General features: G+C 43.0%; 15 protein-coding genes and 1 pseudogene. 13 read left to right on the top strand and 3 right to left on the bottom strand.

Annotated elements, in window-relative coordinates:
• Window positions 1–10: 10 nt before the first annotated feature.
• Window positions 11–2347, top strand: coding sequence for a type IV secretory system conjugative DNA transfer family protein (locus BQ5453_RS05730; RefSeq protein WP_071122469.1), 2337 nt, complete (start codon window positions 11–13; stop codon window positions 2345–2347).
• Between the two features lie 54 nt (window positions 2348–2401).
• Complete coding sequence (locus tag BQ5453_RS05725) at window positions 2402–3094, top strand: TraX family protein (RefSeq protein WP_071122468.1); 693 nt, start codon at window positions 2402–2404, stop codon at window positions 3092–3094.
• An 870-nt stretch (window positions 3095–3964) separates the two neighbouring features.
• Here BQ5453_RS05725 and BQ5453_RS05715 read toward each other — a convergent pair.
• Both BQ5453_RS05715 and BQ5453_RS14550 read right to left on the bottom strand, forming a co-directional pair.
• A complete protein-coding gene (locus tag BQ5453_RS05715; protein WP_234983071.1) occupies window positions 3965–4900 on the bottom strand; it encodes a phospholipase D-like domain-containing protein in 936 nt (311 codons plus the stop codon).
• Window positions 4824–5171, bottom strand: a complete 348-nt coding sequence (locus BQ5453_RS14550; RefSeq protein WP_338142727.1) for a DEAD/DEAH box helicase family protein — start codon at window positions 5169–5171, stop codon at window positions 4824–4826. Before BQ5453_RS14550 ends, BQ5453_RS05715 begins: the two co-directional genes overlap by 77 nt.
• A 306-nt stretch (window positions 5172–5477) precedes the next feature.
• Between BQ5453_RS14550 and BQ5453_RS05705 the strand changes: the two genes are divergently transcribed.
• From BQ5453_RS05705 to BQ5453_RS05670, 8 genes and pseudogenes are all read left to right on the top strand, one after another.
• The gene (locus BQ5453_RS05705) at window positions 5478–5693 is read left to right on the top strand and encodes a helix-turn-helix transcriptional regulator (protein WP_022251786.1); all 216 of its coding nucleotides are present in this window, start codon (window positions 5478–5480) and stop codon (window positions 5691–5693) included.
• Window positions 5690–7291, top strand: coding sequence for an RNA-binding domain-containing protein (locus BQ5453_RS05700; protein WP_071122464.1), 1602 nt, complete (start codon window positions 5690–5692; stop codon window positions 7289–7291). Before BQ5453_RS05705 ends, BQ5453_RS05700 begins: the two co-directional genes overlap by 4 nt.
• Window positions 7292–7298: 7 nt before the next feature.
• Window positions 7299–8429: an AraC family transcriptional regulator gene (locus tag BQ5453_RS14545; RefSeq protein ID WP_071122463.1), complete on the top strand. Its 1131-nt coding sequence runs from the start codon at window positions 7299–7301 to the stop codon at window positions 8427–8429.
• Between the two features lie 496 nt (window positions 8430–8925).
• A complete protein-coding gene (locus BQ5453_RS05690) occupies window positions 8926–10191 on the top strand; it encodes a site-specific integrase (RefSeq protein WP_071122462.1) in 1266 nt (421 codons plus the stop codon).
• Window position 10192: 1 nt separating this feature from the next.
• A complete protein-coding gene (locus BQ5453_RS05685; RefSeq protein WP_071122461.1) occupies window positions 10193–10588 on the top strand; it encodes a virulence RhuM family protein in 396 nt (131 codons plus the stop codon).
• A gap of 756 nt (window positions 10589–11344) precedes the next feature.
• Complete coding sequence (locus BQ5453_RS05680; RefSeq protein WP_071122460.1) at window positions 11345–12076, top strand: UpxY family transcription antiterminator; 732 nt, start codon at window positions 11345–11347, stop codon at window positions 12074–12076.
• A 228-nt stretch (window positions 12077–12304) separates the two neighbouring features.
• Window positions 12305–13285, top strand: coding sequence for an IS30-like element IS4351 family transposase (locus BQ5453_RS05675; RefSeq protein ID WP_005794072.1), 981 nt, complete (start codon window positions 12305–12307; stop codon window positions 13283–13285).
• 24 nt (window positions 13286–13309) lie between these two features.
• Window positions 13310–13627 (top strand): annotated as a pseudogene (locus BQ5453_RS05670) (rRNA adenine N-6-methyltransferase family protein); the annotation flags it as partial.
• Between the two features lie 14 nt (window positions 13628–13641).
• Here BQ5453_RS05670 and BQ5453_RS05665 read toward each other — a convergent pair.
• The gene (locus BQ5453_RS05665; RefSeq protein ID WP_071121765.1) at window positions 13642–14622 is read right to left on the bottom strand and encodes an IS982 family transposase; all 981 of its coding nucleotides are present in this window, start codon (window positions 14620–14622) and stop codon (window positions 13642–13644) included.
• Between the two features lie 33 nt (window positions 14623–14655).
• Here BQ5453_RS05665 and BQ5453_RS05660 point away from each other — a divergent pair, with 33 nt between their 5' ends.
• The 3 genes from BQ5453_RS05660 (at window position 14656) to BQ5453_RS05650 (ending at window position 17184) form a co-directional block, all read left to right on the top strand.
• Window positions 14656–15225, top strand: coding sequence for a fimbrillin family protein (locus BQ5453_RS05660; RefSeq protein ID WP_071122459.1), 570 nt, complete (start codon window positions 14656–14658; stop codon window positions 15223–15225).
• A gap of 22 nt (window positions 15226–15247) precedes the next feature.
• Entirely contained in the window at window positions 15248–16189 is a 942-nt protein-coding gene (locus BQ5453_RS05655; protein ID WP_071122458.1) for a fimbrillin family protein, read from the top strand.
• Between the two features lie 83 nt (window positions 16190–16272).
• On the top strand, window positions 16273–17184 hold the full coding sequence (locus tag BQ5453_RS05650; RefSeq protein ID WP_071122457.1) for a fimbrillin family protein: 912 nt from the start codon (window positions 16273–16275) through the stop codon (window positions 17182–17184).
• Window position 17185: the final 1 nt, after the last annotated feature.

Genomic DNA, 17185 nt, shown 5'->3' with positions numbered 1-17185 from the left:
TGCAATAACAATGGCATTCGAAGAAACCCGGGAACAGCAACAGATGTACAACTACTTCCGCAGTTGCATCTACATCTTTCTCATCATCGAGATTGTGATGAATCTTCCTATTACGGCGGATAACCGTGGCACGCAGTTTATTCTGGACCTTCTGGCACGCTTCAAGGTGTTCAACTCCGTATCAGGCTGCAAGGTGGCTGAGCTGATTTGCATCTGTGTAGTCTGCATCGGCACCAAGGCAAAGAAGGCATTGAAGTTCAACGTGAAGACGATGGTCATCTATCCGGTGCTGGCCGGATTGACATTGGTCGGCATGTGTTTTATCTTTCACGGCATGAATATCGGCATGAGCTGGTTTGGCTTCCCAGCCAACCGCATCCTGTATGCGCTCTGTTCGGTGGTAGGTACCATGCTGGTGCATCAGGGACTAGATGGCATTGCCAAGTACTACAACTACAAGGTGGGTGAAGACCGTTTCAATTTCGAGAACGAATCGTTCCAGCAATCAGAAACTCTGGTAGACAATGACTATTCGGTGAACATCCCGATGATTTACTACTGGAAGCAGAAGATGCACAAGGGCTGGATCAACATCATCAATCCTTTCCGTGGGACGATTGTGCTGGGTACACCGGGTTCGGGTAAGTCGTTCGGTATCATCGATCCTTTTATCCGTCAGCACGCTGCCAAGGGATTTGCTATCATGTGCTACGATTTCAAGTTCCCGACGTTGGCCAAGACACTTTTCTATCAGTATTGTAAGAACCGCAAGGCAGGTAAACTGCCGCAAAACTGCGGCTTTCGCATCATCAACTTCACGGATGTGGAGTATTCCGACCGCATCAATCCGATTCAGCGCAAGTATATTCCGGACCTGGCGGCAGCATCGGAAACCGCTGCTACTTTGCTGGCTTCCCTGAACAAGGGAGGCGGTGAAAAGAAAGGCGGTTCGGAGGCGTTTTTTACCAATTCGGCAGAGAACTTTTTGGCAGCCATCATCTATTTCTTTGTGAACTTCCATCCGGTAGGCTTCAAGAATGGCAAGAAGCTGAAACGCTATGTTTCCCTGGCACCAGACTCCGAAGTGGTCATACCCGAGGGAAATAAACTGGAATTGGTGATACGGAATTGGGACGATTACCATGCCCTCGATGAAAAAGGCAACACCATCCTGGACTTTGTGGACAAAGACGGCAACGACGTGTCAACGGATGAAGACCGGATGTTTGTAGATTTAAACGGCTTCTCGTATTTGGACCGGACGGGTAAACAAGTTCACATCGAACGCTGTTGGTACGAGGATGATAAAGGCAAGGAAGTGGAGCCGGACACTATCACAGGGGAGTATTCGGACATGCCGCATGTGCTTTCCTTCCTTGGCAGGTCTTACGACCAGGTGTTCAACATCCTCATGCAGGACGACAAGATTGCTTCCCTCATGGCGCCCTTCAAGAGTGCCTACGAAAACAAGGCGAACGACCAGTTGGAAGGTATGGTGGGTACCCTTCGTGTCAATGCCGCCCGATTGGTATCTCCCGAAGCCTACTGGGTGTTTACGGGAGATGATTTCGACTTGAAGATTTCGGACAAGGCAAATCCAAGTTATCTCGTGATTGCCAACGACCCGGAGAAGGAACAGGTCATCGGTTCATTGAATGCACTGGTGCTGAACCGATTGATTACCCGAGTCAATTCCAAGGGCAACATCCCGGTGAGCATCATCGTGGATGAGCTGCCTACACTCTACTTCCATAAGATAGACCGCTTGATTGGTACGGCTCGCTCCAACAAGGTAGCGGTGACCTTGGGCTTTCAGGAGTTGCCACAGCTGGAAGCGGACTACGGCAAGGTGGGCATGCAGAAAATTATTACGACCTGCGGTAACATCTTCATGGGTGCTGCCCGTAACAAGGAAACGCTGGAATGGGCGCAGAATGATGTGTTCGGTAAGGCGAAGCAGACTTCCCGATCCATCTCCATCAACGACAACAAGGTATCGACCACCATTTCCGAGAAGATGGATTACCTGGTGCCTGCCGCCAAGATTGCGGACATGGCAACCGGTTGGCTGGCGGGTCAGGCTGCCCGTGACTTCACGGCTACGGACGACAGCATGCTGAACCACTTCGACATCGAGCAGTCGGAGGAGTTCAAGACCACGAAGTACTTCTGCAAGACGCACTTCGACATGAAGAAGATTAAGGACGAAGAGGACCACTATGTACCGCTGCCGAAAATCTATGAGTTCAAGAACGACCGCGAGAAGGAAATCATGCTGAACCGTAACTTCAAACGGGTGAACGAGGAGGTGGACAAGATGGTCAAGGAACTGCTGGGTATGGCATAACCACCTTAAAGCAGTATCTTTACAGATAAACGTAGAATATTGTAATACAGCGAAATGAAGATACTTCATTCCACCAATACTTCAATTCGATTGAGTGGTAGTACACTGAAGGTCATTGCCGTCCTTTCGATGGTGACAGACCACAGTGCCTACTACTTGATGGAGCACGGCACACTTCTTTACGAGGTCATGCGCTGCTTCGGTCGCATCGCTTTTCCGGTGTTTGCTTTTCTCATTGCAGAGGGCTTCCGGCATACCCGAAACCGGATGAAGTACTTCCTGCAGCTGCTGGGATTTGCTGTAGTCAGTGAGGTGCCGTGGTACTTGCTGAATGGCGCAGACGGGACGCACAATGTACTCTTTACCCTGACATTGGGCGTGATGGCGCTGGCTGCGATAAAAGCATTAAAAAAGGATGGCATCCTCTGTGGGGCTGTCATCCTTTCTATAGCCGGCTTCGCCACTTGGTCCGGAGTGGACTACGAGTGGCGGGGGATTCTGATGATGGTGGTATTCTACCTGTTTGGGAACGTCAGCAATCCTTCTTTTCCCTCGGGTAGAAAGGCGCAGCTATTTTGTGCCTTTCCACTCATGATGCACTATGGAATAGTTGGCGCTTTGCTGGCTTGCCTGGTGATTGCCTGTTATGATGGAACACGTGGCTTCATTCATGGCAAGGTGGCGAAGTATGGGTTCTATGCGTTTTATCCAGTGCATCTGATTCTTTTGGTTCTGATAGGAAAGTAATCTATCTTAATGTGGGTAAGGTTGAGTCCTTATTCAGGTTTTATTTTTTTCCCCTCCTTGTTGATGTAGTACCATTCCTTGCTTTCCTGATAGTGCTATTATCTAATTCCTTTCTTCCATAAAGGCTGTGACAATTCCCTTTCGAAAACTATTATAGCATAAAAACAGCCCACTCTGTTGTTTTTTTGTTCCTTTGTGTAAATTTGCGATTGTACAGCATCCTGTTCGAAGGGTATGTACCTTAAAGAAAGAGTGAGAATCAAAGAATAGAAACAAATCTAAAAACAACAAAAGTATGAAACGAATGAACTGTTATTTTCTGCTGTTGGTAGCCGCACTATGTGTTTTACTGTTTCATGCACAGAAAGAGTAGCCGATAGATGGTATCACAGGCATAAACCTGGAAGACGGCCGTATTCTCCACCGGGAAATTTCGGGCGACAAGCCTCTTGACGGAGAGCACCGCATTATCGACGGCTACCATTCCTCCTATATCCTTGAACGTTTCAAGGGCGGTCTTTTCAATGGCGATTATGAAGAGTACATCTACAACAAGTTGAAAGCCAAAAGTTCCTATAAGGAGGGTGGAAGGACGGAACCTGCAGGAAGTATGACGATGAAGGTAGGGTAACGGAAGAGAAATCCTAGAAATCCGGCAAACTGGACGGTGCTCACCGCACGTTTTACACAAAGGAGAAACTGGAAAAGGAACGCTTCTACAAAGAAGGAATGAAAAACGGAAAGGACGTGTACTACGAGTTTGACGGTACGCTGCGCAGGGAACATAACACCAATAGCTGTTTAATGAAAAAACGATATTCCATCTATATATACTTCTTCTGTACAAGTTGGATAAAAGACCGACAGATGTTATGTATATAGAACTTCCAAAATTTGATCAGCCACTTTTGAATCACTAATGCGTATGGCATTGTTTTCATCCGTATTGTAACCAAGATAATTGACGCTTCCATACCATAGCAAAGACTTGTCAATGACAACAGCGTCCATCGACAATGAATCAATGACCCTGGTCCGGATTCCTGTCTCTTTCAGTTTTTCTTCCTTCTCTGTTTTGTTTTTGACCAAGACGAAAACCTCCACGCCTCGTGCCGATAATTCCTTCAGCATGTCAAGTATGGGGGAATGTTTGCTCAGCCATAGCCTCGTTGCAGAAATGACGACCGAATGTTTGGCTTGGGACAAATCATTGAGAAACAACTTTTGATAGGTGTGTCCGTTAAAAATAATGCCTTGTAGGCTTTCAGCAGATACATACACCGGTTTCTCCTGCTTGATCCGATAACCTACAGATGCATATCCTTTCAGTCTGCGTCTGTACATCACATCGCACATCGGCATGCGGATGTCAATATAGTCATAGATGCGGACTTCCTTCTTACCTGTATATTCCCGGTGCAATCGCCCGGCATATTGAGCGACAATCCCTTTCCAGGAAACGGGCAATGCCAGAAACAGGGTGTCTAAACGTGGATAGTCGAATCCTTCGCCAACATACTTTCCGGTTGCCACGATGACAAGTGGTTCTGAGGGCTGTACATTTTGCAGATATTCCATTCTACGATGTTTTTCCTTTGCCGGTTCCGAACCGACAAGGGTAACTACATGTTTGCAATGAGGAGCCAAAGCTTTTGTCAATGTTTCTACATGAGCGGTAAGGCCGGTCAGTACTATAGGTGTTTGTCCCTCCTTCAAGGCTTCACATACATCATCCGTGATGAGCCTGTTTCTGTTCACGTCTTCGGACATTTTCTGCACCATCCGTGCATAAGTGGATTTTTTCATCTGCCAGTTCCCTGTAGGAGGTAAAACGGGGTACAAGCAGGCGTGCGAAGGTTTGGGATGCCATCTGGACTTTGGCATCAGCCGAAAAACGGACCGGCCCGCATTGCATGAAGATAATGGGCTGGTGGCCGTCCTTACGGATGGAGGTGGCCGTCAACCCATAGACGTAGCGGGCATTGACATACTTCAATACCCGTTCAAAATTCACAGCCGAAACATGATGGCATTCATCCACAATCACCATTCCGTAGTTTCGGACAAAGGGCTTCACCCCGTTCCCCTCCAGACAGGACTGTATCAGGGCGATGTCTATTTTTCCATGCAACGTGTTTCCCTTTGAATCCAATGTACCGAATGGAGAAAAGGTCTTTTTACGACCGCACTTTTGGGGTAGTTCATCTTCTGTAAAGTCGATATAGGGGTATCTTGATGTTTTTATCGTAAGATACCCCTGTTTTTATCTAAAAATGGCGAAATATTCAATAAATAGCCTTTAAAATAAACTTTTTGGAAATATCACAGCAATATTTAGAATAATTATTGTATTTTTGCATACGAATCATATATCTATAAAAGTATGGCAAAGAAAGATGTAAACAGATTGAAGATAATGTTGGCAGTAACCAAGCGCTCAAACAAGTGGTTGGCAGAAATGTTGGGTAAAGACCAAGCAACCATTTCTAAATGGTGCACCAACACTTGTCAACCAGACTTGGAAACCCTAATACGGATTTCTGATTTGCTGAAAGTGGATGTAAACGATTTGTTGAACAAAGAATGTATCAAAGAATGATGGACGATATATTGAAACAGATAAAGGCTGGCGAGGTGTCGGGGGTGCAGTTCAAGGAGCGCATTCTCGACAAATATGATATTGCCTGTGAGTTAGTGGCGTTCAGTAATTCACATGGCGGCAAGTTGGTAGTTGGTATAAAGGATAAGACTGGAGAAACCAATGCCTTGTCGTATTCTGAGGTACAAGAAACAACCAACTTGTTGAGTGACATTGCTTCAGAAAACGTAGTGCCATCCATTCTGATAAACGTCGAAACTGTTGCCGTGGAAGACGGCTGTTTGGTAGTAGCAACAATCAAGGAAGGAGTCAACAAGCCTTATCATGACAATAAGGGAATCGTATGGGTGAAGAATGGTGCCGACAAGCGTAAAGTGTTCGATAATGCAGAACTTGCCGAGATGATGACCGATTGTGGCAGTTTTGCCCCTGACGAGGCAAGCATCAAAGGTGCTACTCTCAACGACCTTGATGCAACGACCATTAAGCTGTTTCTTGGCAACCGTTTTGAGAGAGTGTTGGAGAAGAAAGGCTTGACAGGTGACGCTTTTAATGAAGCATCACTTGATATGATTTGCTCTGCCATAGCTAAGGGACATGACTGTGAGAAGATACTTCGCAATCTGCGATTTATCCGTCCTGATGGTACCCTGACCGTTGCTGCCATGCTTCTGTTTGGCAAATACACCCAACGCTGGATGCCAATGATGACAGCCAAGTGTATCTGTTTTGCAGGCAACAGTGTCGGCAGCAAGGTTTTTCGTGACAAGGTGAATGATGCAGATATGGAGGGAAACCTGCTTCATCAGTATGAAACTATCATGGATTTCTTCACTCGTAATCTGCATAATGTGCAGGTGGGAGATGAATTCAACAGCATGGGTAAGTTGGAAATACCTTACACAAGCTTGGTTGAGTTCACGGTAAACAGCCTTGTGCATCGCTCGTTGAACATGAAAGCTCCTGTTCGCATTTTCATTTTCGACAATCGTGTTGAGATTCACAGTCCAGGTGCATTGCCTAACGGACTCACTATTGATGACATCAAGGCAGGAACTTCCATGCCTCGCAATATGTTCCTTTTTAACAATGCTATATACTTGCTGCCATACACTGGTGTAGGTAGCGGCATCACTCGTGCTCTGGACGAAGACATCAATGTCACATTTATGAATAATAACAAGGCACAGGAATTTGTCATCACGGTTTGGAGAGGAGAAAGTAACCAAGTCGGTAACGAAGTCCATGAAAAAAGTACCCAAGTCGAAGACCATGACACTGGATTTAGACACTCTGACACTGACTTAGCCACCGACCATGACACTTTTGTCGAAGACCATGACACTATACATAGTTACCATAACACTAACCATGACACTAAAATAGTGTCATTGACGAATAAACAGAAGGATATAGTAAACTTCTGTAGCGTGCCAAGAACAAGTAGGGAAATTTTGGAAAGAGCCGGTGTTGTCTATCATACAAAAAATATAGCCAAATACATCACCTCCCTTGTCGCAGCAGGATATTTGCAGATGACTAATCCGGATAATCCTACGGCAAGCAACCAGAAATACAAGAAAGTAAACATAAGATAAGAAAACTATGGATTCATTATTTCTACTTCAGTTTGCATGTTTCATCTTCATGCTCATCAATGCCTTCTTCGTGGCACTCTCTCATCTGCATGTAAGATGGGAGAACAAGCGGTATGAGCGTTCACGATGGATGATTGTTGTCGCCTTAATAGGATTGGCGATACAATATGCCGTGCAGATGCTTTTCGGATTCCGTGCTGCCGACGACAGTCTTGGGGCAATCGTCAATATTCTAATTTATACTCCCTGTTTTTCGCTTATCTCCATGGGAATCTACAACATAGAGACCACAAGTTCCAAACTCAGAAAGATGATATTGATGTGTAGTGGCATTTATGCTGCCATCATTGTGGTCTTTTGCGTGGGTATCAGTCTTCATCATAGCCTGTATATCAGAGAAGGGCTTTATTTGATGCTGACTCTGTTTTGCGTAAGTGTTTTCTATTGCATATACATGATTATTCAGGAGATGATTAGGCGTAAAAATATGTTGGAGACAATGGCGGCAACGGACTTGTTGCCTTACGTAAGATATTCGCGTGCAAGTGTAATCATTCTATGGCTCGCAGTTCTCGCTATGCCAGTTGCCATCTTTTCTACCACCTTATTATATATAGTAGGTCCTGCCGAATTGCTTGCCTTGTTGTTCTTCAATCTTACGTTTATTGCTCTTGGCAGCAGTTATATTCCAACAGAAGAGCTATTGGATAAAGAAGAGAACATTCAACGATGTGGGGGGGCGAAAGAAGAAAAACCTTTACAGCAATTGCCTGAGGATCGCAGAAACTTTATTCAAAACAGTCTTGACCAATGGTGTATGGATTTGGGCTATAAGGATTGTAATGTAAACATGTTGACGCTTTCTCGTACACTTTGTATATCAAAGAACGAATTGAGCCTGTTTTTCGATCAATGCCTGCACTCTAACTTCCGAATATGGCTCAGCGAGATACGTCTCAACGCTGCAAAAAAGATGATGTTGGAATATCCGGATTATAGCAACGACATCATTTCAGCCGAGTGTGGATTCTCTTGTCGCACTCATCTTTACCGGATCTTCAAGACAAAAGAAGACTGTTCTCCTACAGAATGGAGAGACTTCCACTCTACAAATGCAGCACAAAATGACTCAAATTGAGCATAACCATCATTTTGTAAAATTCCAAAGAAAAAGCAAAACTTTTATCGAAAAACAGCCAAAAAGGTGTCGCATTCCTACGAATGCGACACCTTTTTGGTAGGAATGCGACACATGAACAGGGAAAAAATGCACCTTCTTTCGTAGAAAGTACATATAAAAAGTGTTTGAGAGAAGAATGAGGAAAGTTTACTGGTTATCAGTTACTTTCCTCATTTTGGTTAAAAGTAGCGAGGACAGACGAAGACGGGAATACGACAAGATGAGACAGAGGAACGTTACCTATCCGTAACCTATACCCCAAATGGGGAATGTTGGGGTTCGGAAGAATAAGGAAGGTTACGAATTGAATTTGAGCACTCTGATTTATAGTGAGTTACTGATGAGTAACGTAAGATTTTTGGTTACGAACCAAATTTGTCGTGTTCTGCCGTGAAATGCGTAGCAAGAAAAGACTCTTCATGTATTAATTTTGAACGCAAAAAAGAATGACGTTATGAAGAGTACATTTTCAATTATCTTCTACCTCAAAAGACAGGTAGTAAAGAAAGACGGTACTGTTCCAGTTATGGGACGTATCACAGTGGACGGAACACAGGCACAGTTCAGTTGCAAGATGACTGTGAATCCCAATTTGTGGGACACCAAGGGCGGACGCATGACTGGAAAAAGTATGCAAGCCTTGGAGGTGAACCGCAAACTGGACAAAATGCGTGTGAGTATCAGCAAGCATTATCAGGAGATAATAGATCGAGACAACTTTGTCTCTGCCGACAAGGTTAAGAACGCTTTTCTTGGATTGGAGTATCGCTGCCATACCTTGATGAAAGTCTATGAGCAAAGCAGGGATGAAATGGAAAAACAATACAAGGCTGGCATGAAATCTGTGAGTACATACACAAAGTATAGAATCGGTTGTGCTTACGTGGGCGAGTTTTTGCAGTCGCATTATCGTGTAAAGGACATTGCCTTGAAAGAATTGTCCCTGCCGTTTATTACGAACTATGAGACATTCCTTAGAATAGACAAGCAACTGAAGATAAATTCCGCAATGGTGTTTGTCCGTAATCTCCGTGCCATGATTTTTCGGGCGATTGATAACGAGTGGCTCGTCAAAGACCCTTTCAGACGATACGAGTACAAAAACGAGGAAACAACAAGGGAGATTCTGACAAAAGAAGAAATTCACCTGTTGATGGAAACTCCTATCACCAGAAAGCATATGGGGTTGGTGCGTGACTTGTATCTATTCTGCTGTTTCACAGGTCTCGCATTCATTGACCTGTACAACTTGAAGGAAGAGAACATCAAGACATTTTTTGACGATGGCGAGTGGATTGTTATCCACCGACAGAAGACAGGAACGGAAGCCGACATCAAGTTGCTTGACTATCCCAAGCAGATAATGGAGAAATATCGTGGATTGTGCAAGGATGGCAGAGTCTTTCCTGTACCACCTTATAGAAGTTGTCTGCGTTCGCTCAAAAGATTGGGAAAGAAATGCGGTATCACCAAGCCACTTTCCTGGCATGTCTCAAGGCACTCGTTCGCAACCTCGGTTTGCCTCTCCAATGGTGTACCAATAGAAACAGTAAGTTCCATGCTTGGTCACAAAGACATCAAGACCACGCAAGTGTACGCCAAGATTACCAAGGAAAAGTTGAGCAAGGATGTAGAAAAGTTGTCCCAACAACTCAATCTCATTGAGGAATTCACATTCGGGAATATTTGCAGCGATAATACGAACACAAAAAAGGCATAGTATGAAACGACAAGTGATAACAATACAAGAAGATATGGTCATCTACGCCCCACATCATGGTGAGGTGTGGATGACTGTTTGGGAGATTGCCGAACTGTTGAATGTAACAGGGACAGCAGTGAAGAATACCATCAAGCGCATTTGGAAACAAAGTGTGCTGAAAGATTTCCAGCATTCTCAATATGTCAAACTTGAAAATGGATATTCTGCGCATGTCTATGATATGGAAGTGATTATCGACATAGCACTTCAAATGGATACATACCAAGCATTGCTTTTTAGAAGATGGCTTGTTGAAAAGATAGGAAATCGCAAAGAATGTCAAGCTACTTCAGGAAAGCAGGGGCGAACGACGATTATCGTGATGAATGGAACGATGCCGAGAGGTATCAGTTAAGCATTACACCTTAATTATATAATAGCGTACAGAGAAGAAATACCAAATGGTTGTATCACTCTGTGCGCTTTTTGCTTTCTATTTGTAGCGCAGTTTGCATATTTTAGAATGTTTGTCATCTATTACGGTGCGCTTTCTTACACAAAATAATCGAGATATTCAAGCGAATTGGCTTAAATAGTCTTAAATTCACGTCAAATAATAGATTTTCTCAATCATTATTGCTGCTTTCTCGATTAATTTCCTTAATTTTGCACTCGGACTGTATATGCTCGACCGTTTTTTTCACAGTTAGACGTGTTCTTACAAGATAATCGAGTCGGCAGCCTACGCCGTGCTGAGTGTAGTGAAGTCACTTATCTGACATATCTATACAAAAGCGGGTGTTGGGTGGGAAAAGCAGTCTAGACATATAAGGCGTTTATCTGACGCTGTGTTTAAGACTCTCTGTAATCTTGCAAATTCACAGTTAATCATAGTCTTGAATATAGTCAACGGTAGATGTCCCGGGTGTGATTATATCAATCCCGTGGAGACCTGTAAGCATGGATTGTACCCTTTCGGGTGCGGTCAAATGTGTTATATAGGTCTCTTTACGGACATGATTTTCATATCGGCGTGGGCTCTGACGTTGTCTGTTCAACTATGATAGGCAATTGCAAGAGCCTCAGAGGGTGGAATGGACAACAGGACGATTCCACGCTTTTTTTTGTCGCAATTTAACGGATTTCTGTCTAGAAAAAAGTTAGCACCGATATGAAAGTCGATGAATGGACATCAGAAGATGTACACACCTCAGGAGGTGGTGAATTCCCTCCGTGCGCTGGACTTACCTCCAACGCCCTCCCCGAAGTTCAAAGCACCATGTCTGCAGAGAGCTCACAAACAGGGGTGTCCACTAGAAATGCCCATATAGCAAGTAAGCCTAAAGCGCAAAAAGAGGAAGAAATTCCTCATTGGTATGCTTTACGCACCACCTATGGTAGAGAGAAAAAAGCATACGACTATATGACCGCCAAAGGCATCACGGCTTTCTATCCTACCACCGAGGTAGTGAAACTTATAAAAGGTAAGCGCAAAATTGTTATCGAGTCACGTTTACCCAACATCTTCTTCGCCTACGGTACCGAAGAACAACTCAAAACCTTTGTTTACGACAACGTAAATCTCCCATTCCTTCGTTTTTACTATCGTCACGTCCACGTTGGGCGCATAATAGAGAAAATTCCATTGATAGTTCCCGACTATCAGATGGATAGTTTGAAAATAATCTGTGCAGCCGATACGGACAATACCATCGTATCATTAGGTGAAGTACCTAAGTTCGAGAAAGGACAGTTGGTAAAGGTTATTGATGGTGTATTCAAAGGGGTGGTTGGAAGAGTTGCACGCTGGCAAGGACAACAGAGAGTTGGGGTAATTGTGGATGATTTAGTAACGGTGATAACTGCATATGTACCAAGTGGTTTCCTGCAAATACTTAATTGATAACAATGAATTACACAGATGAAGATATTGTCAAAGGTATTCTGAACAACGATAAAAAGATCTTGAGTTCAACTTATAAATGCAACTTTTTGGGTGCGGATAATAAGCAATAAAAACATTTATTTTTCAGAGAGGAAAGAGAGACAATGTCCCCCTTTCTCTCACTCTGAATGGATAAAGTTTGCTATCTTTGCTTTAATTGTCCGTCCAAAGAAAAAAAAGTTGCAGATGAGCAAACATATAACCGAGGAACAAAGGTATGCAATTTCTATGATGTTGCAAATACCGATGAGCAAAAAAGCAATAGCGGAAGCTATCGGAGTAGATAAAAGCACTGTTTACAGGGAGATAAAGCGCAATTGCGACGCCCGAAGTGGTAGCTATAGCATGGAGCTTGCCCAGCGAAAAGCAGACAGGCGCAAGCAGCAAAAACATCGCAAGGAAGTGCTTACACCGGCAATGAGAAAACGGATAATAAAGCTGTTGAAGAAAGGATTCAGCCCGGAGCAGATTGTCGGCAGGAGCCGCTTGGAGGGAATTGCGATGGTATCTCACGAAACGATATATCGCTGGATTTGGGAGGATAAGCGGCGGGGTGGCAAACTGCACAAATATCTTCGCAGACAAGGTCGCAGGTATGCCAAACGTGGTTCTAAAAATGCAGGGCGAGGATTTATCCCAGGCAGGGTGGATATTGATGAGCGTCCCGAGATAGTGGAACTGAAGGAGAGATTTGGTGATTTAGAGATAGATACAATTATTGGTAAGAACCACAAAGGTGCCATTCTTACCATTAACGACAGAGCAACAAGCAGGGTCTGGATACGCAAGTTGTCGGGAAAAGAAGCCATCCCGGTAGCTAAGATTGCAGTATGGGCACTGCGGAAAGTGAAAAACTTAATACACACAATTACGGCTGACAATGGAAAGGAGTTTGCAAAGCACGAGGAAATTGCGCAAAAATTGGAAATAAAATTCTATTTTTGCAAACCATACCACTCATGGGAACGTGGTGCCAATGAAAACACCAACGGGCTTATCAGGCAGTATATCCCAAAGGGTAAGGACTTTAGTGAAGTAACCAACAAACAGATTAAGTGGATTGAAAATAAACTCAATAATCGACCTCGTAAAAGACTTGGATACCTCACGCCAAACGAAAAATTTAAACAAATTATTAATCAGAATTCTGTTGCATTTGCAAGTTGAATTCAGCCCTGTAAGAAGTTACTAATGACAAAAAAGAAATTGCCCGTTCGTTTTACGGGTCAGCACTTTACTATTGATAAAGTGCTAATAAAAGATGAAATAAGACAAGCAAATATAAGTAATCAGGATACGGTTTTAGATATTGGGGCAGGCAAGGGGTTTCTTACTGTTCATTTATTAAAAATCGCCAACAATGTTGTTGCTATTGAAAACGACACAGCTTTGGTTGAACATTTACGAAAATTATTTTCTGATGCCCGAAATGTTCAAGTTGTCGGTTGTGATTTTAGGAATTTTGCAGTTCCGAAATTTCCTTTCAAAGTGGTGTCAAATATTCCTTATACCTGTTGGCGGAATTAATTTAGTGCATACTTAATTCTGCCAATGGGCTTGTCGTTAATGAAGTTTACGTATTGCAGAATGGTAAGTGCACTAATTTTGCCAATGATCCTGGCAAACAAACCATTCGTTATTTTCGCATAGTTCCTGATGACCAAGAACTGGTCTGTAAGTTGTGAGAATATTGTCTCAATCCTCTTTCTTGCCTTTGCAAACGGAATGAATGTCGGTTTCCAATCCTTTTGGTTGAGCCGATACGGACACTCCAGTCTTATGTGTGCGGTTTCGAACAAGTCAAGCTGTACGTCAGCTCCAATATACCCTTTGTCACCATAGATGCTACAGTCGTGATAAGTATGTTTTACATCCTTCATATAATGGAGGTCCGCCACACTTGCCTTTGACAGATCATAGGAATGGATAACTCCACTTAACCCACAGAGAGCGTGTAACTTATAACCAAAATAATACGTGTTCTGCGAAGCACAGAAGCCGAAGTCGGGAGCTTGCGAGAAATTGCCGGTACGTCCCATCTTGCAACGTTTTCCTCTTGCAACCCTACAGACCTCTATCGGCTTGGAGTCAACAAAGAATTGTTCCTCTCCGCCATCCATTTCCATGGCAATCCGCTTGCGCAGTTCCTCACACAGGCCTGCCGTTTTCTTCCTGCGGTCATTGAACTGTCTCCTTGATATGAGATTAGGAATGTTGTCCTTGTACTCTTGCAATTTATAGTCGAACAACCACTTCTCACTATCAATGCTCTCGGTCTCTGCCGTCAAGGATAGCGCCACCACTTCCAAATCCGAAAACTTGGGAACAGGACCACGACGTGGAACATTACCCGATTCATTGACGAGATTTTCAGAGAATTGCTTGCATATCTCGAGTATTTTGACGAATTTTGTATAAAGGTTGTACATACGATGGTTTGGACTTAATGTTTTGAACACCACTAAGTTACTAAAAATCAGCGATATGTGCAACTTTTTACTCATATTTATCAACTTAAATTAATTCCGCCAACGGGTGTGGACTTCTATTCTTACTATCCACAGACCACTGTCAATGACTACAAGGTAGCACTTGATGTAACAGACCAAACGAAACAAGAAACTATCGACTTCATGTATGCCAAGACAGAAGGCTGCAACAAAGCTACGCCACAGGTTGACTTGAAGTTCTTCCATAAGTTAAGCAATCTTATTTTGGATGTTCAACCAGGTAACGGTCTCACGCAAGAAGACCTTAAGAAAATGACTGTGACAGTGAAAGGTCAGAATACCAAAGCCACTTTCAATCTTGTGGATGGAACTATCTCTGGTGAAGAAACTCCTGCGGACATCACGATGAAAACTACCGAAGTTGGCAAGCTGTATGAGGCAATCCTGCTCCCTACAGAAGAAGCAAGCCGAGTGATAGAGTTTGACCTCAAGAATGGTTACGACGCTCCTTTCGTATGGACAATGCCTGTAAAACTTGAGGGTGGAAAAAGATACCACTATACAGTAGTAAAATTGAGTCGTTCTGCCGTTGATATTTCTGGAACCATTAAGCCTTGGACAGAGGCAGGAGACAATAATGAACATATAGCACAATAACAACACTTAAAATATAACGTTTATGAAGAAGTTTAAAATCTTATACATCGCAGCCGCAGCATTGCTGTTTGCAGCCTGCGCTAACGAAGAAGACGGTATCGGCAACAATGGTCCTGTTGCAGCCACAGTAAAGGCGGATATTTCCAACAATATCAAAACCCGTGGAACTGCAGACAACAACAGCTGGACAGCAGGCGATGCCATTGGCGTATATGCCACATCATCTGGCTATACAACAGGAGACAATAAAAAGTATGTAACAACAAATGGGGATGGTACTTTTGAAGCTGCTGACAATAACAACATCATCTATTTCAAGGACAACAAAGAGACAACATTTAGTGCATACTATCCTTATAACAAATTCTTAACTGATGGTAAAATGAATTGGAATATAGCTGAGGTAGAAGCAAACCAACCTTGTAAGGCTGATGTACTTTTTGCCTCAGGGGCTACTGCAAGTAAAGCATCTCCAACTGTGGATTTTACAGATGCAGAACATCGCTTTAAGCATTGTATGAGTTTGGTTGAATTCAAAATTAAGCCAGGGCAGGGTGTCAAATATAACAATTATAAATTCAATAGCTTGAATATGAAAGGAATATTTACAAGCGGTAAATTTGACACAAGAACAGGTTCGGTTGAAACTGCTGGTGACAGAGCTACTCTTACTCGTGTTTTTAATGATGTACCTTTTGAAAGCGAAGAAAGTTTTGCTTATATCATGTTGCCGCAAAGCCTTGAAAGCAATAAAATGGATATAGAGATTTACTTGTTGTTGAATGATAGCGAAGTAAAATACACAACCCCTATAACACCATCCACCAATGGACAATTTGAAGGTGGCAAAAAATATACATACAACATAACTGTTAAAAATACTGGGATTACTATAGAAAATGCTAATATAGTTCCTTGGGAAAATGGTAATTCAAGTGATTTAGATGCAGATATAGCTTTGTAATGGTAAAGAAGGTACAAATAGGAAATACAGGGTTAGTGAGCTTGGCCGCTCACTAACTCACTAACAATAAAAAACTGAAGATTATGAAGACGATAAAACAAAGAATTTCCTATGCGGTAATGAGCCTTATGGCTATGGGCTTTACAGCATGTACGCAAAATGAAGATATGGCTCCTACGCTGAAAGGGCAGGAAATCAATGCCACTTTCTCGGTTGGAGGTATGCAGACTCGTGTCAATACATTGGGAGACGGTAAATTTTGGGAGAATAAAGATAAACTGAAAGTAGGGATATTTACTGATTTCGTTGCTGGTAGTACGGCTATTCTTTCTTTTAATAGTGCAACAAACGAATGGTCTCGCAGTGGAAGTTTTCGTTGGTTAGATGAAGTCGACAAACATTTTATATTAGCTGTATATCCATCATCGGATGATTATGATCCATTTCATTTGGTATATGAATTGCCAACAAATCAAAGCTCACCAAAAGATTTGAAGTCTGCCGATTTAATAAATGGTCATTGGTACGGTTCTCCTTATGGTTATGTAACGATTCCAATGAAGCATCGTATGTCTTTGGTTACAATCATGTATCATGTTGGTACTGCTGATTATCCTAATTTGGACATAAGTAGCCTAAAAATTTGCTCACCTTGCAGTGGGGCGTCTTTTAAATTGCCAGACGATAAAAATGAATGGAAAATGGACACTTCCAATTATCAAGAGGCTAAGTTGGTGGATGCCTGTAAGACAGAAGATGGTGAAGTGAAAACTTTCTCTGCCATCATAGTGCCTGGAACGGTGGGAACAGACAAGGAATTCTTAAAATTCTCAATAGGTGAGAAAAACTTTGTGTCAAAGCTAAAATCACAAACGGAGTTTGAAGAGGGTAAACGCTACATCTACAAACTCGATGTAGGAAAAGACAAAGTGGAACTGACCAGAATCAGCATAGATAATATGACTGGTTGGACAAATGAAGAAGAACTCAAATAAA

The sequence above is a fragment of the Prevotellamassilia timonensis genome (assembly GCF_900106785.1).
Lineage (GTDB): Bacteria > Bacteroidota > Bacteroidia > Bacteroidales > Bacteroidaceae > Alloprevotella > Alloprevotella timonensis.
This window is presented reverse-complemented; position numbering and strand designations above follow the sequence as displayed.